Source organism: Halomonas sp. E19 (assembly GCF_052439355.1).
GTDB lineage: Bacteria > Pseudomonadota > Gammaproteobacteria > Pseudomonadales > Halomonadaceae > Halomonas.
In genome coordinates this window covers 2,621,638-2,645,142 of sequence record NZ_JBNFWU010000001.1, presented here as the reverse complement: position 1 = coordinate 2,645,142, position 23,505 = coordinate 2,621,638, and the positions used below count along the sequence as shown (strand labels likewise).

21 protein-coding genes and 4 pseudogenes are annotated in these 23,505 nt (G+C 67.0%); 11 read left to right on the top strand and 14 right to left on the bottom strand.

Annotation, left to right across the window (positions count from 1 at the left end):
* Positions 1-367 precede the first annotated feature (367 nt).
* The 3 genes and pseudogenes from accA (at position 368) to tilS (ACUDAL_RS13820) (ending at position 2,611) form a co-directional block, all read left to right on the top strand.
* Positions 368-1,321, top strand: coding sequence for an acetyl-CoA carboxylase carboxyl transferase subunit alpha (accA, locus tag ACUDAL_RS13830; protein WP_444678525.1), 954 nt, complete (start codon positions 368-370; stop codon positions 1,319-1,321).
* Positions 1,305-1,852: pseudogene (gene tilS, locus ACUDAL_RS13825) on the top strand (tRNA lysidine(34) synthetase TilS); the annotation flags it as partial. The gene accA and the pseudogene tilS (ACUDAL_RS13825), both read left to right, overlap by 17 nt.
* 252 nt (positions 1,853-2,104) lie before the next feature.
* Complete coding sequence (tilS, locus tag ACUDAL_RS13820) at positions 2,105-2,611, top strand: tRNA lysidine(34) synthetase TilS (RefSeq protein ID WP_444679385.1); 507 nt, start codon at positions 2,105-2,107, stop codon at positions 2,609-2,611.
* Here the strand turns inward: tilS (ACUDAL_RS13820) and ACUDAL_RS13815 are convergent.
* Positions 2,598-4,061, bottom strand: a pseudogene (locus ACUDAL_RS13815) (Ppx/GppA phosphatase family protein). The gene tilS (ACUDAL_RS13820) and the pseudogene ACUDAL_RS13815 sit on opposite strands and share 14 nt — an antisense overlap.
* Before the next feature lie 522 nt (positions 4,062-4,583).
* On the opposite strand from ACUDAL_RS13815, the gene rho reads away from it, so the two are divergent.
* The 7 genes and pseudogenes from rho (at position 4,584) to ACUDAL_RS13780 (ending at position 11,309) form a co-directional block, all read left to right on the top strand.
* Positions 4,584-5,843, top strand: a complete 1,260-nt coding sequence (rho, locus tag ACUDAL_RS13810; protein ID WP_444678524.1) for a transcription termination factor Rho — start codon at positions 4,584-4,586, stop codon at positions 5,841-5,843.
* 71 nt (positions 5,844-5,914) lie between these two features.
* Positions 5,915-7,386: pseudogene (gene ubiD / locus ACUDAL_RS13805) on the top strand (4-hydroxy-3-polyprenylbenzoate decarboxylase); the annotation flags it as partial.
* 22 nt (positions 7,387-7,408) lie between these two features.
* Entirely contained in the window at positions 7,409-8,188 is a 780-nt protein-coding gene (locus tag ACUDAL_RS13800; protein ID WP_444678523.1) for an NAD(P)H-flavin reductase, read from the top strand.
* Positions 8,185-8,898 (top strand): dihydromonapterin reductase, encoded by a 714-nt coding sequence (folM, locus tag ACUDAL_RS13795; RefSeq protein ID WP_444678522.1) that lies wholly within the window; start codon positions 8,185-8,187, stop codon positions 8,896-8,898. Before ACUDAL_RS13800 ends, folM begins: the two co-directional genes overlap by 4 nt.
* Positions 8,899-8,981: 83 nt before the next feature.
* On the top strand, positions 8,982-9,104 hold the full coding sequence (locus ACUDAL_RS13790) for a hypothetical protein (RefSeq protein WP_444678521.1): 123 nt from the start codon (positions 8,982-8,984) through the stop codon (positions 9,102-9,104).
* Positions 9,105-9,632: 528 nt separating this feature from the next.
* Positions 9,633-10,721, top strand: coding sequence for a 3-deoxy-7-phosphoheptulonate synthase (locus tag ACUDAL_RS13785; RefSeq protein ID WP_444679384.1), 1,089 nt, complete (start codon positions 9,633-9,635; stop codon positions 10,719-10,721).
* Positions 10,722-10,796: 75 nt separating this feature from the next.
* Positions 10,797-11,309 (top strand): DUF3087 family protein, encoded by a 513-nt coding sequence (locus ACUDAL_RS13780; protein ID WP_444678520.1) that lies wholly within the window; start codon positions 10,797-10,799, stop codon positions 11,307-11,309.
* A 30-nt stretch (positions 11,310-11,339) separates the two neighbouring features.
* On the opposite strand, the gene hemB is transcribed toward ACUDAL_RS13780, so the two are convergent.
* Positions 11,340-12,338, bottom strand: a complete 999-nt coding sequence (gene hemB / locus ACUDAL_RS13775) for a porphobilinogen synthase (protein WP_444679383.1) — start codon at positions 12,336-12,338, stop codon at positions 11,340-11,342.
* A 235-nt stretch (positions 12,339-12,573) separates the two neighbouring features.
* Here hemB and elbB point away from each other — a divergent pair.
* Positions 12,574-13,235, top strand: a pseudogene (gene elbB / locus ACUDAL_RS13770) (isoprenoid biosynthesis glyoxalase ElbB).
* Positions 13,236-13,355: 120 nt separating this feature from the next.
* Here the strand turns inward: elbB and tatC are convergent.
* From tatC to argS, 12 genes are all read right to left on the bottom strand, one after another.
* Entirely contained in the window at positions 13,356-14,147 is a 792-nt protein-coding gene (gene tatC, locus ACUDAL_RS13765; protein ID WP_444678519.1) for a twin-arginine translocase subunit TatC, read from the bottom strand.
* Positions 14,144-14,641 carry a Sec-independent protein translocase protein TatB gene (tatB, locus tag ACUDAL_RS13760; protein WP_444678518.1) on the bottom strand — a complete coding sequence of 166 codons (498 nt, stop codon included), beginning with the start codon at positions 14,639-14,641 and terminating at the stop codon, positions 14,144-14,146. The genes tatC and tatB overlap by 4 nt, the downstream gene beginning before the upstream one ends.
* Positions 14,642-14,647: 6 nt before the next feature.
* Entirely contained in the window at positions 14,648-14,902 is a 255-nt protein-coding gene (gene tatA, locus ACUDAL_RS13755) for a Sec-independent protein translocase subunit TatA (protein ID WP_444678517.1), read from the bottom strand.
* Between the two features lie 47 nt (positions 14,903-14,949).
* Complete coding sequence (locus ACUDAL_RS13750) at positions 14,950-15,285, bottom strand: phosphoribosyl-ATP diphosphatase (protein ID WP_444678516.1); 336 nt, start codon at positions 15,283-15,285, stop codon at positions 14,950-14,952.
* Between the two features lie 30 nt (positions 15,286-15,315).
* Positions 15,316-16,938, bottom strand: coding sequence for a ubiquinone biosynthesis regulatory protein kinase UbiB (gene ubiB, locus ACUDAL_RS13745; RefSeq protein ID WP_444679382.1), 1,623 nt, complete (start codon positions 16,936-16,938; stop codon positions 15,316-15,318).
* Positions 16,938-17,576: a ubiquinone biosynthesis accessory factor UbiJ gene (locus tag ACUDAL_RS13740; RefSeq protein WP_444678515.1), complete on the bottom strand. Its 639-nt coding sequence runs from the start codon at positions 17,574-17,576 to the stop codon at positions 16,938-16,940. Before ACUDAL_RS13740 ends, ubiB begins: the two co-directional genes overlap by 1 nt.
* 7 nt (positions 17,577-17,583) lie before the next feature.
* Positions 17,584-18,351 carry a bifunctional demethylmenaquinone methyltransferase/2-methoxy-6-polyprenyl-1,4-benzoquinol methylase UbiE gene (gene ubiE, locus ACUDAL_RS13735; protein ID WP_444678514.1) on the bottom strand — a complete coding sequence of 256 codons (768 nt, stop codon included), beginning with the start codon at positions 18,349-18,351 and terminating at the stop codon, positions 17,584-17,586.
* 113 nt (positions 18,352-18,464) lie between these two features.
* Positions 18,465-18,848: a gamma-butyrobetaine hydroxylase-like domain-containing protein gene (locus tag ACUDAL_RS13730; protein ID WP_444678513.1), complete on the bottom strand. Its 384-nt coding sequence runs from the start codon at positions 18,846-18,848 to the stop codon at positions 18,465-18,467.
* 196 nt (positions 18,849-19,044) lie between these two features.
* Positions 19,045-20,367, bottom strand: coding sequence for an ATP-dependent protease ATPase subunit HslU (gene hslU, locus ACUDAL_RS13725; protein ID WP_444678512.1), 1,323 nt, complete (start codon positions 20,365-20,367; stop codon positions 19,045-19,047).
* A gap of 11 nt (positions 20,368-20,378) precedes the next feature.
* The gene (hslV, locus tag ACUDAL_RS13720; RefSeq protein ID WP_444678511.1) at positions 20,379-20,897 is read right to left on the bottom strand and encodes an ATP-dependent protease subunit HslV; all 519 of its coding nucleotides are present in this window, start codon (positions 20,895-20,897) and stop codon (positions 20,379-20,381) included.
* 142 nt (positions 20,898-21,039) lie between these two features.
* Entirely contained in the window at positions 21,040-21,657 is a 618-nt protein-coding gene (locus ACUDAL_RS13715) for an SPOR domain-containing protein (RefSeq protein WP_444678510.1), read from the bottom strand.
* Between the two features lie 97 nt (positions 21,658-21,754).
* A complete protein-coding gene (argS, locus tag ACUDAL_RS13710; RefSeq protein ID WP_444678509.1) occupies positions 21,755-23,440 on the bottom strand; it encodes an arginine--tRNA ligase in 1,686 nt (561 codons plus the stop codon).
* Positions 23,441-23,505: the final 65 nt, after the last annotated feature.

The following is a 23,505-nucleotide window of genomic DNA, read 5'->3' as shown; positions in this document are numbered from 1 at the left end:
AAAACGGCTTAAAATGCTCATTTACTAAAGTAAACTCGTGTGCGAGCCCAGTCCGTTTTGCGCCGTTTTTTGCCTTGTCTGACCATCGCTCGCCGACTTTTCGACAGGACCTGGACTCACCACCTTGGCTGCGAGCGGCGCCGGGGACAGGTCGCAGCGGAGGTCTTTTGCCATGGATGGCAAAAGTAGCGCCCAGGGATGGGTTCACAGCGCCTCCGCAGAGACCTGTCGCCGGAAAAGCCGCTTTTCCGCGCCTTGCGCCGTGCGTTGAGGGTGCGATAATGCCCGACACTCGATTTTATGGCTTCCGGGACGAACAGCGTTCATCATGCCCCGGCGACAGCAATGACAAGGCGGCCCAGCCACTATGAATCCCAATTACCTCGATTTCGAACAGCCCATCGCCGAACTCCAGGCCAAGATCGAAGAGCTGCGCCTGGTCGGCAACGACAGCCAGCTCAACCTCAGCGACGAGATCAGCCGCCTGGAGGAGAAGAGCCGCAAGCTCACCGAGTCGATCTTCAAGGACCTGAGCCCCTGGCAGGTGTCGCAGATTTCCCGCCACCCCCAGCGCCCCTATACGCTGGACTACCTCGAATACATCTTCACCGACTTCGACGAGCTGCACGGCGACCGCCGCTTCGCCGACGACCCGGCCATCGTCGGCGGCATCGCCCGTCTCGAGGGGCGTCCGGTGATGGTCATCGGCCATCAGAAAGGGCGTGAGGTGAAGGAGAAGGTGCGTCGCAACTTCGGCATGCCGCGTCCCGAGGGCTATCGCAAGGCGTGCCGCCTGATGGAGATGGCCGAGCGCTTCAAGATGCCGGTGCTGACCTTCATCGACACCCCCGGCGCCTACCCCGGTATCGACGCCGAAGAGCGCGGCCAGAGCGAAGCCATCGCCTACAACCTGGCGGTAATGTCGCGGCTCAAGACGCCGATACTCTCCACCGTGGTGGGCGAGGGCGGCTCCGGCGGCGCGCTGGCGATCGGCGTGTGCGACGAGCTGGCCATGCTGCAGTACTCCACCTATTCGGTCATCTCGCCGGAAGGCTGTGCCTCGATCCTGTGGAAGAGCGCCGAGAAGGCCGCCGATGCCGCCCAGGCCATGGGCATCACCGCCGAGCGGCTGCAGGAGCTGGGCTTCGTCGACACCCTGATCGAGGAGCCGCTGGGCGGCGCCCATCGGCAGCCGCAGGCCACCGCCGAGCGGGTCAGGGAGGCGCTGCTGGCGAGCCTGGATCGACTCGAAGCGATGGAGACCGATGCGCTGCTCGAACGCCGGTATGAGCGGTTGATGAGCTATGGCGCTTCAGCATAAGCGAGCATCGCTGCAAGCCCTGATCGACGACGCCCTGGCGGAGACCCCGCCGGGGCGTGTCGTCTGGGTGGCGCTCTCCGGCGGGCTGGATTCGAGCCTGCTGCTCACGCTGGCGGCCCAGGCCTGTCGGCGCCATCCCCGCCCGCTTCACGCACTGCACGTTCACCATGGCCTTCAGCATGCCGCCGACGGCTTCGAGCGGCACTGCCGTCGGCTGGCCTCTCGCCTCGGGGTGCCGCTCTTTGTCGAGCATGTGGCGGTCGAGCGTGACGCCGGGCTGGGGCTCGAGGGGCGGCGCGGGAAGCGCGCTACGCGGCGTTCGCCCGCCGTGTGGCCCCGGGCGAGACGCTGTGGCTGGCTCAGCACCGCGATGACCAGGCCGAAACCTTCCTGCTCGCCGCCCTGCGCGGCAGCGGCGTGCGCGGCCTGGCGGGCATGCCAACGGTGCGCGAGTGGCAGGGCAGGTGCTTCGCGCGCCCGCTGCTGGCGCATTCGCGTGCGGAGCTGGAAGCCGAAGCGGCGCGGCTCGGCCTGAATTGGATCGACGATCCCACCAATCGCGACGAGGCGCTCGACCGCAACTTCCTGCGCCTCCGCCTGCTGCCGCTATTGCAGGCGCGCTGGCCCCACGCCGCCCAGGCGCTGGCGAGCAGTGCGGCGCATGCGACCGAAGCCGATAGCTTGATCGACGACCTGGCTGCGCAGGACCTGGCTGCGCTGGGCGGCGACGCCGCTCGCCTGCCACTGGCGGGGTTGGCGGGCCTTTCGCCGGCGCGACAGCGCGTGCTGGTGCGCCATGCCTGCCGGCGCCTTGGCCTGCCCACGCCGCCGCAGGGTCGCCTGGCCACGCTGCTGGCCCAGCTCGAGGCGCGCCCCGATGCTCAGGCCCATGTGGCCTGGGCCGAGGCCGAGGCGCGGATCTGGCGCGGCGGCCTCCATTTGCTGCGCCGTCAGCCTCCGCCCCGGGGCGCTTGGCCCCTGGCTTGGGACGGCCGGTCGCCGCTTGCCACCCCATGGGGCAAGGCCGAGGCCACGCTTGTGCCCGACGAGGGAGGCGAGGCCTGCCTTGAGCTTAGGCAGCGCGAAGGGGGCGAGCGGCTGCGCCTGGCGGGGCGGGGCTCGCGGGAGCTCAAGCGATTGCTGCAAGAAGCCGCCCTGCCGCCCTGGGCACGCGAGCGAGTGGTGGTGGTTTGGCACGCGGCAGAGCCGGTGGCGGCGCTGGCGCTGCCGGAAGGCCGTTGGCTGGCGGTGGCAGCGGGCTGGTCGGCCCACCCGGTCAGCTCAGGCTGAGGTTGAAGCCGGCGGCGCTCTGGTAGGCGATCTCCTGCTCGAGGTCGGTGCGCAGCAGGGTCTGGTCGCGCTCGTCATCCGCCAGGTGGAGCGTCAGGGCTTCGCCCTGAACTTCGAGCTGGGGAGTAGCCACGGGCTGTTCGCCTCGCGGGTGATTGAGCAGCACCGCCAGGCGCAGCAGGCGCGCCAGGCGGGCGTGGGAGCGCTGCTGCGACTCGGGCAGCGCGCGCCACTCGCGCAGCGGGAACTTGCGGCGATGCGCGCGCACCAGAAAGGCCAGCAGCCGCTGCTCGGGGCGCGAGAAGCCGGCCAGGTCGGAATGTTCCAGCAGGTAGGCGCCGTGGCGATGGAACTGGCTGTGGGAGATGGCCAGGCCGATCTCGTGCAGGCGGGCCGCCCAGTCGAGGAAGCGCGCCTGGTCGTCGTCGAGCGCCCATGCCGTGCGCACCTGGTCCAGCAGCTGGCCGGCCGAGTTCGCCACGTGCTCGGCCTGGCGCCCGTCCACGCCGTGGCGCTGCTGCAGCGAGGCGAGCGTCTTGTGGCGGATATCCTCGGAACTGTTGCGGCCCACCATGTCATACAGCACGCCTTCGCGCAGGGCGCCGTCGGCGTAGCGCAAGCGCTCCAGCGCGAAGGCGTCGAAGATGGCGCTGAGGATGGCAACGCCGGCGGGAAACACCCGGGCGCGGTCCGGCTTGAGCCCCTCCAGCGCCACCCGGTCGAGGTGTCCGCAGGCGATCAGCGTGCTGCGTACCTGCTGAAGGCCCTCGCGGGTCACCACGCCGTCGGGGCGCCTCCGGCGGCGGCGATGACCGCGGCGGCCGCCTTGATCGTGCCGCTCGAGCCCACCGGGTCATCCCAGCCCAGCTCGCAGTAGGGGTGGCGGATGTTGGCCAGCTCCGACATGGCGGCGAGTTCGGCGAGGCGCATGTGCCGCTCGTTGATCTCGCCCCTTCGAAGAAGCGGCGGGTAAAGGTCACGCAGCCCAGCTGCAAACTTTCCAGGGCCAGCGGTTCGAAGCGTTCGCCGATGATGAACTCGGTGGAGCCGCCGCCGATGTCGATGATCAGCCGCCGGCCGCTCTCGGCCAAGGAGTGGGCGGCGCCCAGATAGATCAGGCGAGCCTCCTCGCGTCCGCCGATGATCTCGATGCGATGCCCGAGCAGCGCTTCGGCACGGTCGATGAAGGCCTGGCTATTGCGTGCGCCGCGCAGCGCGTTGGTGCCGACCACGCGCAGCTGCCCTGGGGGATGTCGGCCACGAAAGGCGCGAAGCGGGCCAGGCAGCCGAGCGCCCGCTGCATGGCGGCCTCTTCCAGCCGGCCGTCGCCGTCGAGTCCTGCGGCCAGCTGCACCTTCTCACCGCGGCGGGCTACCACTTGCAGTCGCTCGTCTTGGTAATGCGCCACCAGTAGGTGAAAGCTGTTGGAGCCCAGGTCGATCGCAGCCAGGCGCTGCGGGCAGGGTACCTGGGACGAAAGGGGGCGTCGGTGGTGGGTTGGGGCCGTTCCATGGGTAAGATCATCACGCAGCGTCCTGATGGCGAATAGCTAAAGGTTGCGGCGATGGCGAGAACCTGTCAATCGCGAGGGGTTGATCGGTAGACTTGCGTTCGGCGGCGGCCTTGACTAACATCGGGTCGTTCGCCTGTTCCGAATGCTTTCCGACCGCGTCGCGGTCAACATCAAGTCGTCAGTCAGCCCCTTATTGTCGTTAGTTGTCTTGTGCCGGAAGCCATGTTGGCACTTGAAACGCACCAGGCGATTACACTCCAGGCGACATAAAGTGCTGCTTCCTCGAACACGATACCGTTTCGACGGCCCCTTCAGAGCGGTCGTGAGCGGCGGTCAATCGCCCTGCGAGTGGAAGCGTCTCCGGGCTCTGAACGCACCCAAGCGGCGTACCGTTCTTTTCCAGCTTCTTCCCACGGCGCCGTGCCGCCACGCTGACATGAGCAACTTCCGAACACACCGATGAATCTTACCGAACTCAAGCAAAAATCCGTGCCAGAGCTCCTGGAGCTTGCCCGCGAGATGGGCATCGATAACCTGGCGCGCTCACGCAAGCAGGACATTATCTTCGCCATCCTCAAGAAGCACGCCAAGAGCGGCGAGGATATCTATGGCGATGGCGTTCTGGAGATTCTCCAGGATGGTTTCGGCTTCCTGCGCAGCGCCGACAGCTCCTACCTGGCCGGCCCCGACGACATCTATGTCTCGCCGTCGCAGATCCGCCGCTTCAACCTGCGCAAGGGCGATTCGATCTCCGGCAAGATTCGTCCGCCGAAGGAAGGCGAGCGTTATTTCGCGCTGCTCAAGGTCAGTCAGATCAACTTTGACAAGCCCGAAAACGCCAAGCACAAGATCCTGTTCGAGAACCTCACGCCGCTGTTCCCCCAGGAGCGGCTGCGCATGGAGATCGGCAACGGCTCCACCGAGGATCTCACCGCTCGCATCATCGATCTCACCGCGCCCATCGGCAAGGGCCAGCGCGGGCTGATCGTCTCGCCGCCCAAGGCGGGCAAGACGCTGATGCTGCAGAATATCGCCACCTCGATCACGCGCAACAACCCCGAGTGCCACCTGATCGTGCTGCTGATCGACGAGCGTCCGGAAGAAGTGACCGAGATGTCGCGCACCGTTCGCGGCGAAGTGGTCGCCTCGACCTTCGACGAGCCGCCGGCGCGCCACGTGCAGGTTGCCGAGATGGTGATCGAGAAGGCCAAGCGCCTGGTCGAGCACAAGAAGGATGTGGTCATCCTGCTCGACTCCATCACCCGCCTGGCGCGCGCCTACAACACCGTGGTGCCCAGCTCCGGCAAGGTGCTCACCGGCGGTGTCGACGCCCACGCCCTGGAGAAGCCCAAGCGCTTCTTCGGTGCCGCGCGTAACATCGAAGAGGGCGGCAGCCTGACCATCATCGCCACCGCGCTGGTCGATACCGGCTCGAAGATGGACGAGGTGATCTTCGAGGAGTTCAAGGGCACCGGCAACATGGAAGCCCACCTGGACCGCAAGCTCGCCGAGCGGCGCGTCTATCCGGCGCTCAACATCCGCCGCTCCGGCACCCGCCGCGAGGACCTGATTGCCTCCGAGGACGAGATGCAGCGCATGTGGATCCTGCGTAAGCTGCTCAATCCGATGGACGACACGGCAGCTACCGAGTTCCTGATCGACCGCCTGAAGGATACCAAGACGAACCTGGAATTCTTCGAGGCGATGAAGCGCCGCTAGGCGGGTTCGGCGGTGCGCAAGGGGCAGCATGCTATGCTGCCCCTTTCGTCGTTCCGGAAACGGGAATTGGAATGAAGTACAAGGACCTGCGTGACTTCATCGCGGCCCTGGAAGCCCAGGGCGAGCTGATACGAGTTTCAGCCGAGGTGGACCCCTACCTCGAGATCACCGAGATCTGCGACCGCACCCTGCGTGCCGGCGGCCCGGCGCTGCTGTTCGAGAACGTCAAGGGCCACGATATGCCGCTGCTCGGCAACCTGTTCGGCACGCCGAGGCGGGTCGCCCTGGGCATGGGCCAGGACTCGGTCGAGGCGCTGCGCGAGGTGGGGCAACTGCTCGCCTTCCTCAAGGAACCCGACCCGCCCAAGGGCTTTCGCGATGCCTGGGACAAGCTGCCGATCTTCAAGCAAGTGATGAGCATGGGGCCCAAGGTGGTGCGCAGCGCCCCGGTGCAGCAGGTGATCCTCGAAGGCGACGACGTCGACCTCGACCGCCTGCCGATCCAGCACTGCTGGCCCGGCGATGCCGCGCCGCTGGTCACCTGGCCGCTGGTGGTGACCCGCGGGCCGCACAAGAAGCGCCAGAACCTGGGCATCTATCGCCAGCAGAAGCTGGGCAAGAACCGCCTGATCATGCGCTGGCTGTCGCACCGTGGCGGTGCGCTGGACTTCCTCGAGTTCCAGCAGACCCATCCCGGCGAGCCCTTCCCGGTGGCGGTGGCGCTGGGCGCCGATCCGGCGACGATTCTCGGCGCGGTGACCCCGGTACCGGATTCGCTCTCCGAGTACGCCTTCGCCGGGCTGTTGCGCGGTTCGCGCACCGAGCTGGTCAAGTGCGGCCATGCCGATCTGGAAGTGCCTGCGTCTGCAGAAATCATTCTGGAAGGCTTCATCTATCCCGATGACATGGCGCCGGAAGGCCCTACGGCGACCACACCGGCTACTACAACGAGGTCGATGAGTTCCCGGTGTTCACCGTGACGCGCATGACCCTGCGCCGCGATGCCATCTACCACTCGACCTACACCGGGCGGCCGCCCGATGAGCCGGCGATCCTCGGTGTCGCCCTCAACGAAGTGTTCGTGCCGATCCTGCGCAAGCAGTTTCCCGAGATCGTCGACTTCTACCTGCCGCCGGAGGGCTGCTCCTACCGCATGGCGGTGGTGACCATGAAGAAGCAGTACCCGGGCCACGCCAAGCGCGTGATGATGGGCGTGTGGAGCTTCCTGCGCCAGTTCATGTACACCAAGTTCGTGGTGGTGCTCGACGACGACGTCGACGCCCGTGACTGGAAGGATGTGATCTGGGCCATCACCACCCGCATGGACCCGGCCCGCGATACCGTGATGGTCGAGAACACGCCGATCGACTACCTCGACTTCGCCTCGCCGGTGGCGGGGCTGGGGTCCAAGATGGGGCTCGATGCCACCAGCAAGTGGCCCGGCGAGACCGATCGCGAATGGGGCACGCCCATCGTCATGGACGAGGCCGTCAAGGCCCGCGTCAGTGAGCGCTGGAACGAGCTGGGCATCGAGCTGCCCCTTACCCTGACAACAAGAGGCACGCATGACCCCGAGGACCCTGAGCTGCCAGGTGACGGCAGTGGAGGACCTGACTCCCGACGTGTTTCGCGTACGCCTGGAAGGGCGCGCCGAGGCCATGGCCCATGAGCCGGGCCAGTATCTGGAGCTCAAGCTCGACGACGAGACCTGGGTGCCGTTTTCCATTGCCAGCGCGCATCGCGGCGACGGCAGCCTGGAGCTGCATATCCAGCACTGGCCGGAGCGTGAGAACTCCGCCCGGCTGCGCGAGCTGATCGTGGAGGCGCGCCATCTCGGTGTGCGTCTGCCGGGCGGTGACTGTGTGCTCGATCATGACAGCCAGCGGCCGCTGCTGCTGATCGCGGCCGGCACCGGCTTCGCCCAGATGAAGGCGATCGCCGAGGCCTCGCTGCAGGCCTCGCCCGAGCGGACAATCGAGCTGTGGTGGGCGGCGCGCCAGCGGCGCGACCTCTATCTCGAGAGCCTGCCACGGGAGTGGGCCGAGCAGCATGCCAACGTGCACTTCCATCTGGTCACCGAAGCCGCGCCGGAAGCGGCGGTGAGCGGCGAGCGTGTCCACGGCCACCTGGGGCGGATCGACCAGGCGCTCGCCACTGGCCTCGAGGATGTCAGCGGGCATGACGTCTACCTCTCCGGCTCGCCGGGCATGGTCTACGCCTGCGTCGACGTGCTGGCCTCGCTGGGTCTCGAGCCGTCGCGGGTCTTCTCCGACGTCTTCGCCTATGCGCCGCGCCAGCCGCTGGTGCCCACCGTCGGCGTGCTGCGCCGGGGGAGCGCGGGGTGAGCGCCTCGCCGATCCTGATCACCGGCGGCGCCCAGCGCCTGGGGCGGCACTGCGCCGAACGGCTGGTTGACGACGGGCATCCGGTCATTATCAGCTACCGGCGCGAGCGGCCGGCGCTCGAGGTGTTGCGCCGCCGCGGCATCGTCACCCTGATGGCGGATTTCGCCAGCGAGGCGGGCATTCTCGACTTCATCGCCCGGCTCAAGGCCGAGACCGGATCGCTGCGAGCGATCGTGCACAACGCCAGCGACTGGGCGCCGGACGGCCGCGACGAGCAGGCCGGGGCCACCTTCGAGCGGCTGTTCCGCGTGCACATGCTGGCGCCCTACCTGATCAACCTGCACTGTCGCGAGCTGCTCGAGGCCTGCGGCGAGCCGCAGCGCGACATCGTGCATATGACTGACTACGTGGCGCAGAAGGGCTCGGAAAAGCATGCTGCCTACGCCGCCACCAAGGCGGGGCTCGAGAATCTGACGCTCTCCTTCGCGGCCCTGTACGCTCCGCAGATCCAGGTCAACGCCATCGCCCCGGCGTTGATCATGCTCAATGAAGGCGACGACGAGGCCTATGCCGAGAAGGCCAGGGCCAAGTCGGCCATGGGTATGGTGCCGGGGCCGGGCGTGATCTACCAGAGCCTGCGCTACCTGCTCGACAACCGCTACGTGACCGGCATCACGCTGCCGGTCGATGGCGGGCGCCACCTTCGCTAGACTGTCAGTCACGCAGTCGCTTTGAAGGCACGATAGGCTGCGCAAAGACCAGCCCATGGCCAGCCAATGGAGAGGAGGCGAATATGGCACCCTTGAAGGAATATCACGATGAGAGCGGCCCGCTGTGGCTGCTGGCGATGCTGGCGGTACTGCCCCTGAACCTGCTGCCCCTGCTGATTGGCATCGTTCGTGCCGTGGCCGCCTGAGGTCGAGCTTGCCAAGCTTGTCGCGATGCGGCACGATGAAAAAAATGGAAAACAGGAACTCAACCATGACGCTGCTCCCCGGCCTGACACCTGATGCTCTTCGCTGCGCTTCCTGCGTGGCGCAGCAGCGTGGTGCGGGTTTTGGTGGCCAGTATTGGTACTGGTTTAGCGCCGGTGTGCCGGCGGCCGGGTCCTGAGTCGGACGCAGCTGCTAGGGCACACCCAACCGGGTTGCCTTCCTCCTAAAACCCCTGGTCGGCAACCCGACCGGGGGTTTTACGTTTGGTAGTTCCTTTTTAGAGCTTCGACTGACTAGAGCTTCAACTGACGAACATATCAACCGAGGAGACGCACCATGATCGCACGCCGCGCCACTTTCGCCGCCCGCTCTCGCCACGACTATTATGGCTGGGGTTATGGCTGGCGATTTAGCGCCACGCGGTCGGTTCAGTGCGCCACCTCCGACCGTGAGATGACTGGTGGCAACGCCACGACACGATGTTTACCGATCTCACGGAGCCGTTGACCATGAACGCCCACGCCTCACTTGCCGAACGTCTCATCCTCGAACCGCACGCGCCACAGCCCGGTGGCGACGCGGCGAATCACACCGAACTGCACCTGCCCTCACCGGGCGAACTGCGCCGCCACCTGCCCTTGGCCTCGCCGTTGGCCGAGCGCATTGACGCCCAGCGCCGTGCCGTGCAGGCCATCGTGCAAGGCCAGGACGACCGCCTGCTGATCGTCGTCGGGCCCTGTTCGATTCACGATCCGGTGGCGGCGCTGGAGTACGCCCAGCGCCTGGCGGCGCTCTCTGAGCGCGTGGACGACCGGCTGCTGCTGGTCATGCGGGTCTACGTGGAAAAGCCGAGGACCACCGTCGGCTGGAAGGGATTGGCGTACGACCCCGACCTGGACGGCAGCGGTGATATGGCGCGTGGGCTCCAGCTGTCGCGCCAACTGATGCGCGAAGTGGCCTCGCTGGGCCTGCCGGTGGCCACTGAGCTGCTGCAGCCGCTGCTGGCGCCCTACCTCGACGACCTGCTGGCCTGGGTGGCCATCGGGGCACGCACCACCGAATCCCAGCTGCATCGAGAGCTGGCCAGCGGGCTGCAGGCCGCGGTGGGCTTCAAGAATGGCACCGGCGGCGACGTCGACGTGGCGCTGCAGGCCATCCAGGCGGCGGCCCACCCGCACCAGCACTTTGCCCTGGCGGCCGATGGACGTCCGGTGATGCGTGAAACCGCCGGCAACCCGCATACCCATGTGGTGCTGCGCGGAGGCCACGCTGGTCCCAACTACGACTCGGTGTCGGTGCGTGCGGCCTGCCAAGGCCTTGAGCGCGCTGCCCTGGCGCCCCGCCTCATGGTGGATTGCAGCCATGCCAACGCGTGCAAGGACCACCGCCGCCAGGGCGCGGTGCTGCGAGACGTGCTGGCGCAACGGCTGGCCGGCGAGAAAGCGCTGATGGGCCTGATGCTGGAAAGCCACCTGGAAGAAGGCCGTCAGGCCCTCGACCTTGGGGCGCTGCGCTATGGGGTATCGGTCACCGATGCCTGCCTAGGTTGGCAGGATACCGAAGCGCTGCTGCTCGAAACGGCAGAACGGCTGCGCTGAGCCTGGCCGGGGCGACTGTACCTGGACAGCCGATGCCGGGATAATCCCGGCATCTTGCTGCCACAGGAAGCCCTCATGTCCTTCACCTTCGAGCATCACGACCCGGAAACCTATCGCCGCAAGGCACGACTCATCAGCCTGGCCATGGCCGGCCAGCTCCTTGTCTTCGGCCTGGTATTTTCCCAGCTGCTGGTGGCGACCTTCGGCTCCAGCCTATGGCTCAACGCCCTCGGGGTCCTGCTTGGCCTGGTGGTGACCAGCCTGACCTTCGCCGTGCTGCGCGAGCGTCCCTGGATGACCGAGATGCGCTACGTGTGGCAGCTCAAGCACCATCTTTCCCGGGTCAGCGGTTACCTGTCGACCCTGCGGCGCGAAATGGAGCAGGGTAACGGCGTGGCCCTGCACCTGATGACCTTCTATCACCAGGGCATGGCCCAATTGGCCGAACTCAACGGACGCACGCTCGACGACGACGCCGAGCTGCTCGGCGAGCGTGCCAGGATTCGCCAGCTGCGTGAGGAGCGCGGGCTGCCCGAGCGGGTGGAAGGCTTCGATCCCAATGACCTTTCCGCCTTCCGCAAGAGCTGAAGGGAGCCCGGCGTGCGGCCGGGCCTGCCGTCAACGTGCCAGCAGCGTCGCCGCCCGCTTGGCAAAGTAGGTCAGGATGCCGTCGGCGCCGGCGCGCTTGAAGCACACCAGCGACTCCAGCATCACCTCGTCGGCGTCGAGCCAGCCGTTGTCGAAGGCGGCCATGTGCATGGCGTACTCGCCGCTCACCTGGTAGGCATAGGTCGGCACCTTGAGCTCATCCTTGATGCGACGTACCACGTCGAGGTAGGGCATCCCCGGCTTCACCATCACCATGTCGGCGCCTTCGGCCAGGTCCAGGGCCACCTCGTGCAGGGCCTCGTCGCTGTTGGCCGGGTCCATCTGGTAGGTGCGCTTGTCCGCCTTGCCCAGGTTGGCGGCCGAGCCCACCGCGTCGCGGAAGGGGCCGTAGTAGCGCGAGGCGTACTTGGCGCTGTAGGCCATGATGCGCACGTTGTGCAGGTGTTCCTGCTCGAGCACCTGGCGGATCTCGCCGATGCGACCGTCCATCATGTCGGAGGGCGCGACGACGTCGGCGCCGGCCTCGGCGTGGGACAGCGCCTGCTTGAGCAGCGTCTCCACCGTGCGGTCGTTGAGCACGTAGCCGCTGTCGTCGATGATGCCGTCCTGGCCGTGGATGGTATAGGGGTCGAGCGCCACGTCGGTCATGATGCCGAGCTCAGGCACCGCCTCCTTCAGGGCCCGCACGCTGCGCTGCACCAGGCCGTTGGCGTTGTAGGACTCCTCGGCCAGCTCGCTCTTGAGTCCCTGATCCACCACCGGGAACAGGGCCAGGGCGGGAATGCCGAGCCGGTGCGCCTCGTGGGCCTCCTCGATCAGCAGGTCCAGCGACAGGCGCTCGACGCCAGGCATCGAGGGAATGGCCTCGCGACGCTGCTCGCCGTCGAGCACGAACACCGGCCAGATCAGGTCGGCGGCGGTCAGGGTCGATTCGCGCATCAGGCGGCGTGAGAAGTCGTCGCGGCGCATGCGGCGCATCCGCGTGGCAGGGAACTGGCGCGTGGTCATGAAGCTCAAGATGCTCTACTCCTGCGGTGGGCCACGTTCGCCTGGGCATCCAGTGGCGGCAGTGTGCCCGGAAACGATGACAGTCCAGGGTCGCTCAAGGCGTATCCGCAAAGTATATCAGCGACGATGCGGGCAGAAAGCTGATCCTTGTCGCCCTGTGCGCGACTCTCTAAAGTGTGGGCTTCGGATTCAGCTAGCACCCTCTCGCGGGGAGCCGTATTACAAGGAGAAAGGCATGAGCAAACAGGTGGCAGTCATCCTGTCGGGCTGCGGTGTGCAGGATGGCTCGGAAATCTACGAGACCACCCTGACCCTGCTGCGGTTGGACCAACTGGGCATCGGCTATCGCTGCTTTGCGCCGGATGTCATGCAGCGCCATGTGATCGATCATCAGAGCGGCGAGGTGTCCGAGGGTGAGCCGCGCAATGTGCTGGTGGAGTCGGCGCGCCTGGCACGCGGCGAGATCTCGCCGCTGCAGGAGCTTGACGCTGAGCAGTACGATGCGGTGATCCTGCCGGGTGGCTTCGGCGCGGCCAAGAACCTGTCGAATTTTGCCGAGACGGGCAGCGACATGGAGCTGCTGGAGGGCCTGGTCGATGCGGTGGCGCCGTTCCACGCGGCGCGCAAGCCGATCGGCCTGATGTGCATCAGTCCGGCCCTGGTGCCGAAACTGCTGGGGCCGGGCATCGCCGTGACCATCGGCCACGATCCGGCGTGGCCGGCGCCATCAGTAACATGGGCGGGCTGCATCGCAGCTGCGGCGTGGAGGACATCGTCGTGGACTTCGAGAATCGGGTGGTGACCACGCCCGCCTACATGCTGGCCACACGCATCAGCGAGGCCGCTACCGGGATCTTCAAGCTGGTGGATCGCATCGACGAGCTGATGGATCGCTGAACCGGCGAGACGGTGCCAGGAGACCCCGCCGAAAACGGTCACGGCCCGCCCTTAGGGGCGGGCCGTAGCGTCTAGGGCGCTGATTGCAAAAGCGGCTTCGTCAGGGTCGACGGGTCGCCGTCACGACTCCTTGCGCTTGCTCACCTCTCCGGCCTCGGCTTCCGCCGCCTGGCGGCGGCGGTGGCGTACCAGCCTGCCGAACAGGATGCCCACTTCGTAGAGCAGGTACATGGGAATTGCCAGCAGGCTCTGCGAGATCACATCGGGCGGTGTGAGCAGCATGCCGACCACGAAGCAGCCGAGCAGGATATAGGGCCGCTTGCGCGACAGGCTCTCCACCGTGGTGGCGCCCGAGGCGATCAGCAGGAAAGTGGCAATGGGGATCTCGAAGGCCACGCCGAAGGCGAAGAATAGCTTGAGAACAAAGTTCAGGTACTGATTGATATCGGTCATCACCGCCACGTTCTCCGGCCCGGTCTGGGTGAAGAACTGGAACAGCAGCGGGAACACCACGTAATAGGCGAAAGCGGCGCCGGCGTAGAACAGCCCGATGCTGGACGCCAGCAGCGGCAGCGCCAGGGCCTTCTCGTTGTCGTAGAGGCCGGGGGCGACGAAGGCCCACGCCTGGTGCAGCACGTAGGGGATGGCGACGAATACCGCCACCACCAGGGTCAGCTTGAAGGGAGCCAGAAACGGCGAGGCCACTTCGGTGGCGATCATCTGCGAACCCTCGGGCAGCAGCGCCATCAGCGGCTGGGCCACGAAGGTGTAGATCTCGTTGGCGAAGGGGTACAGACCGAGAAAGATCACGAAGATCGCTACCACCGCGCGTAGCAGTCGCGAGCGAAGTTCGATGAGGTGCTCGATCAGGGGAGCCTGGCCAAGTTCCTGCTTGTCGTCGGAGTCGCTCATCGGGAAGCGGCGTCCTTGTCGTTGGGAGCGTTACCGGTGGGAGCGTTGCCGTCAGAAGCGCTGCCATCGGTGCTCTGCCCGGCCGGGGGCGGGGCGGGGTCTACGGGCTTGCGCACCCCGGCCAGGGCGTCGTCCAGGCGCGCCGATGCCGAGCGGGGCGGCGCATCCGCCGCTCCTCCCTTGTCGCCGGGGGACGAGTCGTGGTCGCCTCGGCGCGGGGTCGACGTGGTGTACGGCTTGGCGATACTTTCCACGTCTCGCTTGGCCCGTTCCAGGCTCTCGTCGAGCTTGGCCTGCTGCTCCTTGAGCTTCTGGCGAAGCTCTTCCGTCTCGAGCTGCGCATTGATCTCGCGCTGCATGCTCGATACGGTGCGCTTGATCTTGCCGACCCACAGGCCCAGGGTCCGGGCGGCCTTGGGCAGGCGCTCCGGGCCGAGAACCAGCAGGCCGACGATCCCGAGGATGAGGAGTTCCAGGAAACCAATATCGAACATGGCGGCTTATTTGCGCTCTTCCCGGTCCTGAATCGTTTCCCTGGCCTTCTCTTCCGCCCGCACGTCGTAGGTGTTGGGCTGCTCCTCGTGGGTCACCTTGGCCTGGGGCTTGTCCTTGTCGTCCTCGTTGACGGCCTGCTTGAAGCCCTTCACCGCTCCTCCCAGGTCGGAGCCGACGTTGCGCAGCTTCTTGGTGCCGAAGACCAGAATGATGATGCCGAGTACGATCAGCAGTTGCCAGATACTGATGCCACCTAACATGGGGGTTCCTCATTGAATCGCGTTTCCGGCTGATCCGGAAGACATGGTCAGTTTGACCTCGCGGCCTTCTCATCGTGCCCCGAGATGCCGAAGCGACGGGCCAGCTCGTCGAGCACATCCTGCTGGTCGAGCCCAAGATGCGATAGCATCACCAGGCTATGAAACCACAGGTCGGCGGTTTCGGCGACCAGCGCCTGGCGCTGGGCGGCGTCGCCGTGCTCGGCGTCCTTGGCCGCCAGCAGGGTCTCCGTGGCCTCTTCGCCAACCTTCTCGAGTATCTTATTCAGCCCCTTGTGGTGCAGGGCCGCCACGTAGGAGTCCTCGGGGGCGGCGCTGCGGCGCTGCTGCAGAACCTCGAAGAGTTCGCCGAGAATATCACGCATAAATGAACTCCTGATTGCGGTGGATCAAGATCACTGCCAGGCCAGCAGCAGCAGTGCCACGATGGCGGCGGCGAGGATCGGCAAGGGCTGCTGGGCGGCCCAGGCGGTGAGCGGCTGCCAGGCCAGGGCGAGGCCGCCCAGCAGCAGCCCGAGGCGCACACGTCGGCCGCGGCGGCGGTCCTGCGTCAGCTGCTGGTGGATGCCTCGCAGCGCCAGCGACTGGCGCTGGCGCTGGCGATGCTCGTGCTCGAGCCGGGTCAGCGCCTGATGCGCCACCGAGGGCAGCTCCGGCAGCTGGCGCGAGAGTTCCGGCGCCTGGCGCTTGAGCGACTCCCACAGGCCCGTGGCGCCGGCGCGCTCCTGCATCCAGCGCTCGAGGTAGGGCTTGGCGGTGGTCCACAGGTCGAGGTCGGGATGGAGCTGGCGTCCCAGACCCTCGATGTTGAGCAGGGTCTTCTGCAGTAGCACCAGCTGCGGCTGCACCTCCATGTTGAAGCGCCGGGCGGTCTGGAACAGTCCCAGCAGCACCTGGCCGAAGGAGATGTCTTTGAGCGGCTTCTCCAGGATCGGCTCGCATACCGTGCGGATGGCGGCGGCAAACTCGTTGGCGCGGGTGTTCTCGCCGACCCAACCCGACTCGATGTGCAGCGCGGCCACCTGATAGTAGTCCTGGTGGAAGAAAGCCAGCAGATTGCGCGCCAGGTAGTCCTGATCCTCGCGGGTCAGGCTGCCGACGATGCCGCAGTCGATGGCGATGTACTGCGGGTCGCCGGGGTTCTCGCGGGACACGAAGATGTTGCCCGGGTGCATGTCGGCGTGGAAGAAATTGTCGCGGAACACCTGGGTGAAGAAGATCTCCACGCCGCGCTCGGCGAGCCGCTTGAGGTCGGTGCCCTGGGCCTTGAGCGCCGCGATGTCGGCCACCGGAATGCCGTGGATTCGCTCCTGCACCAAGACCCGCTTGCGGGTGTGCGACCAGTGGATGGTCGGAACGTAGAGCAGCGGGGAAGCGCCGAAGTTGCGCTTGAGCTGGGAGGTGTTGGCGGCCTCCTTGCGCAGGTCGAGTTCGTCGAACAGGGTCGCCTCGTAGTCGCGCACCACCTCCACCGGACGCAGGCGGCGCGCCTCGGGAATCAGCGACAGCAGGCCGGCCACGCGGTACATCAGCGCCATGTCCTGGCGCATGACCCGGTCGATGGCCGGGCGGATAATCTTGACCACCACGTCCTCGCCGCTGTGCAGGCGGGCGGCATGCACCTGGGCGATGGAGGCCGAGGCCAGCGGCTCGGCGTCGAAGTGGGCGAACGCGATGTCCAGCGGCATGCGTAGCTCGGCCTCCACCAGCGCCTGGGCCTCGGCACCGGGGAAGGGCGGTACCTGGTCCTGCAGGCGCCGGAGCTCGTCGGCGATCTCTTCGGGCAGCAGATCGCGGCGGGTGGAGAGCAGCTGGCCGAATTTGACGAACACCGGGCCGAGCGACTCCAGCGCCAGCCGCAGCCGCTCGCCGTCGCTGCGCCGGCCTATTGGCACCACGCGCAGCGGCGAGAGCAGGAATACCAGCCGCAGCCACAGGGGCATGCGCTGCAGCGGCAGCAGAGTATCGAGCCGGTAGCGCGTGACCACCCAGATGATCCGCAGCAGGCGCAGCCCCATCATGTAGCGGCCTCGTTTTCCAGCCGGCGCCGCAGGCGGTTCAGGCGGGCTTCCAGGCGGTCGGCGGCCACTTCCAGCTCGGTGAGATGGTCACGCAGGTTGTCGAACTGCTGGCGGCCGGGCAGCAGCCGGGCCTCCTCGAACACGTACTCGGCGATGTCGGCGCGCATCTCTTCGTGGGCGCGCAGGCCCCAGCGGGCCAGGCGCCGCAGCCCCTCGGCCAGGCTGTGGGCGGGTACGTCGCCCACCCAGCGCGCCAGCTCCGCTTCCCAGTCGAGGTCGAGGTCGAGGAACAGGTCGCGAGCCTCTTCCAGCAGGTGGACGCGACCGCGCATGGCCAGCTTGCCCTGGAACATCAGCCGCTCCATGGGTTCGCCGCCGAGCAGTTCGCCGAGCGTCTCGGCGTCCAGTTCGATGACCGCATCGGCCTCGCTCTCGTGCCCCTCTTCCTGACGCATCAGGTCGACACCCTGGGCGTGAAATCCCATCAGCAGCGTCAGCGACGGGCGCTCCAGGCGCAGCAGCAGGCGTTGCCCGGTCAGCCGCGAGAGACGAGAGGGTGACGCGGGGTCGCGGGCGAGCACGGCGTTGACGGTACGCTCGATGCCGGCCAGCAGCAGGGTCGGGGTCAACGTCATTGCGCCCTCAGAGCTTGATGCCGCGGTGCAGGGCGACGATGCCCCCGGTGAGATTGGTGTACTCGACCCGCTCGAGGCCGGCGGTTTCCATCATTGCCTTGAGCGTCTCCTGGTCCGGGTGCATGCGAATCGACTCGGCCAGGTAGCGGTAGCTGTCGGAATCGCCCGCCACCACCTGGCCCATGAAGGGTAGCAGGCGGAAGGAGTACTCGTCGTAGGCGCGGGTCAGCAGCGGATTGGAGGGCTTGGAGAATTCGAGCACCAGCAGGCGGCCGCCGGGCTTGAGCACCCGGGCCATGGAGCGCAGCGCGGCGTCCTTGTCGGTGACGTTGCGCAGGCCGAAGGCGATGGTGATGCAGTCGAAGCTGTTGTCGGGGAAGGGCAGGCACTCGGCGTTGGCCTGCACGTATTCGACGTTGCCGCCGACGCCGTTGTCGAGCAGCTTGTCGCGGCCCACGCGCAGCATGGATTCGTTGATGTCCGCCAGCACCACTCGGCCGCGGGGGCCGACCATGCGCGAGAACTTGAGTGTCAGGTCACCCGTTCCGCCGGCGATGTCGAGCACGCTGTGGCCGGGTCGCACGCCTGAGCGTTCGATGGTGAGGCGCTTCCACAGGCGGTGGATCCCCAGCGACATGAGGTCGTTCATGACGTCGTAGCGCGCCGCCACGGAGTGGAAGACGTCGGCCACGCGCGAGGCCTTCTCCTCGATCGGCACTTCCTGGTAGCCGAAGTGAGTGGTGCGCTGGTCCCCGGGGGTGGAGTGAGGGCTCATGCGAAAAAGGCTCCCGAATCGCTGCGGAAAGGTGAGGGCTCGGCCTCATGATGGGCGACATTGTAGCCTTCCCTCGGCTGCCTTGTCTTTGACCTGCTGGGTTACTGGAGCCACTAGAGCTGCTTGATCTCGATGCCCAGCGGTTCGCGGCTGGCCCCGGCCTTCTCCAGGCGGGCCAGATAGTCGGCCCAGTAGGCTTCGTGACGGGTGGCCAGCTCGAAAAGGTACTCCCAGCTGTAGATGCCGCTGTCGTGGCCGTCGTCGAAGGCGAGCTTGACCGCGTAGCGGCCCACCGGCTCGATGTCCTTGAGGCCGACGTCCTTCTTGCCCACCTGCAGCACCGCCTGACTGGGATGGTGGCCGCGCACCTCGGCGGAGGGCGAGTAGACCCGCAGGTACTCCACCGGCAGGCGGTGGCTCTCGCCGTCGGCGTAGGTGAGTTCGAGCTCGCGGTCCTTCTTGTGGTAATGGATCTTGCTGGGGGTGGGGGCAGTCATTCAGGACTCCGCTTGCGTTGGTGAAGCGCAGCTGTCCGGCGACAGGCGCTTCGCGGAGGCGCTGTGAACCCATCCCTGGGCGCTACATTCGCCATCCCTGGCGAATGACCTCCGCTACGACCTGTCCCCGGCGCTGCGCTCATGTAGGCCTCGCTGCTGCGACACTGGCGAACCGAGCAGTACTACGACGCTCGTATCAAAGGATATACCGCGACAGATCCTCGTCCATGGCCAGTTCGCCGAGCTGGGAGTCGACATAGGCGGCATCGATCGACAGCGGGCTGCCGAAATCGCCGCCCTTGAACGAGGCTTCCTCGAGCAGCCGTTCCATCACCGTATGCAGGCGCCGTGCGCCGATGTTCTCGGTGCCCTCGTTGACCTTCCAGGCGATCTCGGCGATGCGCTCGATGCCGTCCTCGGTGAACTCGATCTCAAGCCCCTCGGTGGCCAGCAGCGCCTTGTACTGCTTGGTCAGGGCGGCAGAGGGCTCGGTGAGGATGCGCTTGAAGTCGTCGGGGGTGAGCGCCTCGAGCTCGACCCGGATCGGCAGGCGGCCCTGCAGCTCGGGGATCAGGTCGGAGGGGCGCGACAGGTGGAAGGCGCCGGAGGCGATGAACAGGATATGGTCGGTCTTGACCATGCCGTACTTGGTCGAGACGGTGGAGCCCTCGATCAGCGGCAGCAGGTCGCGCTGCACGCCCTCGCGGGACACCTCGCCGCCGCTGGACTGGCCGCTGCCCTTGGCCACCTTGTCGATCTCGTCGAGAAAGACGATGCCGTTCTGCTCCACGGCGTCGATGGCGCGGTGCTTGATCTCCTCCTCGTTGACCAGCTTGGCGGCTTCCTCGTCGCGCAGCAGGGCGAAGGCATCCTTGACCTTGACCCGGCGGGTCTCGGTCTTGTGACGGCCCATGTTGGAGAACAGGCTCTGCAGCTGGCTGGTCATCTCCTCCATGCCCGGCGGGGTCATGATGTCGATGCCCGGGCCCTGGGGAGTGATCTCGATGTCGATCTCCTTGTCGTCGAGATCGCCCTCGCGCAGCTTCTTGCGGAAGATCTGGCGCGTCGAGCTGTCGCTGCGGGCGCTCTCTTCCTGGCCGCGGGGCGGCGGCAGCAGGGCGTCGAGGATGCGATCCTCGGCGGCGTCCTCGGCGCGGTGGCGCACCTCGTCCTTGGCCTGCTCGCGCACCAGCTTGATGGCGGCTTCGGTGAGGTCGCGGACGATCGACTCCACGTCGCGGCCAACATAGCCCACCTCGGTGAACTTGGTCGCCTCGACCTTGATGAACAGGGCGCGGGCGAGCTTGGCCAGGCGCCGGGCGATTTCGGTCTTGCCCACCCCGGTGGGGCCGATCATGAGGATGTTCTTGGGCGTGACCTCGGGGCGCAGCTCATCGTCGAGCTGCATGCGACGCCAGCGGTTGCGCAGGGCGATGGCCACAGCGCGCTTGGCGTCCTGCTGGCCGACGATGTACTGATCCAGGGCGTGGACGATCTCGCGGGGTGTCATCTGGGACATGGTGGCGGCCTTCACAGCGTTTCGAGGGTGACGTGGTGGTTGGTGAACACGCAGATGTCGCCGGCGATCGCCAGTGACTTCTCGGTGATCTCCTGGGCCGAGAGGTCGGTGTTCTCCAGCAGCGCTCGGGCCGCGGCCAGGGCGTAGTTGCCGCCCGAGCCGATGGCGATGATGCCGCGCTCCGGCTCCACCACGTCGCCGTTGCCGGTGATGATCAGCGAGGCGTTCTTGTCGGCCACGGCCAGCAGCGCCTCGAGGCGGCGCAGGGCGCGGTCGGTGCGCCAGTCCTTGGCCAGCTCCACGGCGGCCTTGACCAGATTGCCCTGGTACTTTTCCAACTGCGCCTCGAAGCGCTCGAACAGGGTGAAGGCGTCGGCGGTGCCGCCGGCGAAGCCGGCCAGCACCTGGCCGCGATAGAGCCGCCGCACTTTGCTGGCGTTGCCCTTCATCACGGTATTGCCCAGCGATACCTGGCCGTCGCCGGCCAGGGCCACCTGGTCACCGCGGCGTACGGAAACGATCGTGGTCATGGAGATGACTCCGAAACGGGGAGCCTGGGGCTCCCGGTGACTTTCGGCCTCTGGCGTTGCCGGAGGCCGTAAACGAGCATTCAGGGGAAGTGCGGGCGAGCACCGGGGAATTCAAGCTCGGCCTTCAAGTGCGAAGCCAGGCTCAGTTGGTGGCGCGATGACGCAGCGGGGTGATGCCTTGCGTCACCATCAGGTCCTCGGCGCGATTCAGCTCGCGAGTGTCGTCGTAGGGGCCAACCATCACGCGGTGCCAGGTTTGGCCGTCGGCCGACTGCACCTGGCTCACCTGGGCCACCAGGCTCAGGTTGCGCAGGCGCTGACGCAGCTGCTCGGCGTCCTGGGGCTGGCGGAAGGAGGCTGCCTGCAGCATGTAGCGCGTGCCTGCCGGGGCGGCGGCCTCGCTTGCTGGGGTGGCGTTCACCTCATCGCGCAGGTTGGCGGCGATCACCTGGGCGATGGGATCGTCGGCCGGGGCCGCCTGGGTGACGGCGTTGGCATCCAGCGGCGGCGGCACGTTGACGGTGGGTGGTGAGGCGGTGGAGGCGATGTCCTGCGGCGCTACCACCTCTTCGGGCAGCAGAGTGTAGAACTCGAAGGTCGGCATGCGCGGCTCGCTGCGTTCGGGCGCCGGTGCCGGCGATTCGACCGGCGTGCGCGGCATGAAGCGAGCGAGGGGCGAATCATGGCCTTCCTGCCAAGGCGCGGTGCCGTGCTGGTGCTGTGCCAGCAGGAAGCCGGCGATCACGCCTGCGACCCCCATACCCAGCCTGGCAGCTGGAACCCCGGCGCTGGCTGGAGGCACTCCTGCGGCTGGAGGTGGCGCCGCGCTTCCTTGGCGTGCGTCGGGTGGCCATGGCTTACATCTCCTCCGGGGCGCTGACGCCCATCAGGTCGAGGCCGTTGCGCAGCACCTGGCGCGTGGCCAGTCCCAGGGCCAGGCGGGCGTTGCGCAGCTCGTCGTCATCGACCATGACCTTGACCGCGTTGTAGCAGGAGTGGAACTCGGCGGCGAGGTCGAGCAGGTACTGGGCGACCTGCTGCGGCTCACGGCAGCGGGCGGCGTGGTCGATCACCTCGGGGAAGCGCGCCAGGCGATTCATGACGGCCTTTTCCTGGTCCTCTTCCAGCCGGCCCAGGCTGACCATGGCCAGGTCGTGGTCGAAGCCGAGCCCCTGGGCCTCGGCCTTGCGCAGCATGCTGCACACCCGGGCATGGGCGTACTGCACGTAGTAGACCGGGTTGTCGTTGGACTGCGAGCGGGCCAGGTCGATGTCGAAGGTGAGCTGCGAGTCGGCGCGGCGCGCGGCGAGGAAGAAACGGGTGGCGTCGCGACCCACCTCGTCGATCAGGTCACGCACGGTGACGTAGCTGCCGGCACGTTTGGAGAGTTTCACCTCCACCCCGGAGCGGGTCACCATCACCATCTGGTGCAGCACGTAGTCGGGCCAGCCCTGGGGGATGCCGGCCTCCAGCGCCTGCAGGCCGGCGCGCACCCGGGTCACGGTGGAGTGGTGATCGGCGCCCTGTTCGTTGATCACCGTGGAGAAGCCGCGCTGCCACTTGTTCAGGTGGTAGGCCACGTCGGGCAGGAAGTAGGTGTAGCTGCCGTCGGACTTGCGCATCACCCGGTCCTTGTCGTCGCCGAAGGCGGTGGTGCGCAGCCACAGGGCGCCGTCCTGCTCGTAGGTGTGGCCATTGCCGATCAGGCGTTCGACCGCCTCTTCGACCTTGCCCTCGCGGTAGAGCGAGGACTCGAGGAAGTAGACGTCGAAGGCGACGCCGAAGGCCTTGAGGTCGAGATCCTGCTCGCGGCGCAGCCAGGCCACGGCGAAGTCGCGGATGGCGTCGAGGTCGTTCGGGTCGGCCTTGGCGATGACGTGGCGGTCGTCGGCATGCACCGTCTCGCCGGCCAGGTAGTCGTTGGCCACCTCGGTAATGTAGTCGCCGCGGTAGCCGTCGGCGGGCCAGCCGGCGTCGTCGGGCGTCAGCCCCTTGGCGCGAGCCTGCACCGAGAGCGCCAGGTTGGCGATCTGGGCGCCGGCGTCGTTGTAGTAGAACTCGCGGGTGACGTCGTAGCCGGTGGCTTCGAGTAGCCGGCTGATGCAGTCGCCGATGGCTGCGCCGCGGCCGTGGCCCACGTGCAACGGCCCGGTGGGGTTGGCCGAGACGAACTCGACCTGCACCTTCTGGCCGCGCCCGGCCAGGCTGCGGCCGAAGGTGTCGCCGGCATCGAGCACATGGCGCACGATTTGCGCGGCGGCGTCGGTGGCGGCGAAGAAGTTGACGAAGCCGGGACCGGCGATGGCGACCTTCTCCACAGCGTCGCTTTGCGGCAGCGCGGCGATCAGCGCCTCGGCCAGTTCGCGCGGCGGCTTGCCGGCCGGCTTGGCCAGCATCAGTGCCAGGTTGCTGGCGTAGTCGCCGTGGGCCTTGTCCTTGGTGGGATCGACCTTGATCACGGGAGCGAGGTCGGCAGGCAGGGTGCCCTGCTGCTTGAGGGTCTCAAGGGCGCGCTCGAGCAGGGAGATGATCGTCTCTTTCATGAAGCTATGTACGTCCTGTGATACCGGGCCCGCAGCGGATGGGAACGCCGTGCGACGCGCGGACG